Source organism: Parafrankia soli (assembly GCF_001854695.1).
Taxonomy (GTDB): Bacteria; Actinomycetota; Actinomycetes; order Frankiales; family Frankiaceae; genus Parafrankia; species Parafrankia soli.
In genome coordinates, this window is the sequence record NZ_MAXA01000190.1 from 1 (window position 1) to 1,182 (window position 1,182).

Genomic DNA, 1,182 nt, shown 5'->3' on the forward strand with positions numbered 1-1,182 from the left:
TGGCGCAGATCGTGCAGGTGCAGCCAGTCCAGACCGGCCACAGCCCGGAGCTGCTCGAAGCGGCGGTTGACGTTCCGCGGCTCCATCGGAGTGCCGATCGTGCTGGCGAAAACCAAACCGAAGTCCGACCACAGCTCCCCCGCCGCGAGCCGTTCCTTGGCCTGCCGGACCCGCTGAGCCTCCAACGCCCGGACCGCCAACGCGGACAGCGGCAGAGGCCGACTCGACCGGTGCGTCTTCGGCGGCACGAACTCCAAGCCGCGGTCCGTGCGCTGGACCGTCTGGCGAACGAACAGCGCCTTACCGGGCAGGTCGACATCCGACCAGCGCAGGCCCAGCAGTTCCGCCCGGCGAAGCCCGGTGGCCAGCGCCAGGACGAACAGGGACTCCAACCGGTCCCCGGTGAGCACCGACAGCAGTTGCTTCGCTTCCTCGGGAGTCAGTGCCCGTCGTTCGACCCGGCCGAGGGCCGGTGGCTTGGCCGCCTTGGCGACGTTGCGCGCGACGAGGTCCATCCGCTCAGCGTCGGCCAGGGCGACACGCAGAACCGCGTGAACCTTGATGATGCTGGCTGGCGCGAGCGTGCCCCGAAGCCCGGTCAGGAACCTCTGTACCTCCCGAGGCGTCAGCCGGTCGAGCTTCACCCGACCCAACCCCGGCACCAGATGCTTAGTCACGGCCAGTCGGTAGCGGGCGAGCGTCGACGGCCGAGTGCCGTCGTGAGCCTTCACGTCCCTTAGCCACTCGGTCAGCCACGCTTCAACGGTCCGAGGCTGCGCGGTGAGGTCGACGCCGAGTTGAAGTTGGCGCCGCAGCTCGTCGCGCTTCCGGACCGCTTCCGCCTCGCTCTTGGCGTAGACGTACTTCCGCTTCCGCTTCCCGTCGATCCACCCGAGGTCGATGACCGCGGCCCACACGCCCGGCCGCTGCTCGTACACCGAGCCTTCCCCGTGAGCCCGACGGCGACGGCCCGTCATGCCGCGAACTCCTCATCAGCCGACAGGAACTCGTCAATTGCCGCCAGCGGGATCAGGCGAGCCCGACCAGCCTTGATCGACCGCAGACGCCCGGAGCGCATCAGGACGTAGACGGTGTCCCGGCAGACGCCCAACAGGGCGGCAGCTTCGGCGGGCCGGACGCTCTTGGGAGCCACGGCGCGGGGCTGGATCATCACGCACGTCC

Annotated in this window: 2 protein-coding genes; both read right to left on the bottom strand. The window is 69.5% G+C overall.

Annotation, left to right across the window (positions count from 1 at the left end; all coding sequences use genetic code 11):
• Nucleotides 1–977 (bottom strand): site-specific integrase (locus tag BBK14_RS15085; protein WP_071063050.1); only part of this gene is annotated, 977 nt, incomplete at its 3' end.
• Nucleotides 974–1,182, bottom strand: a 209-nt coding sequence (locus tag BBK14_RS15090; protein ID WP_241831498.1) for a helix-turn-helix domain-containing protein, incomplete at its 5' end; no start/stop codon positions are given. The genes BBK14_RS15090 and BBK14_RS15085, both read right to left, overlap by 4 nt.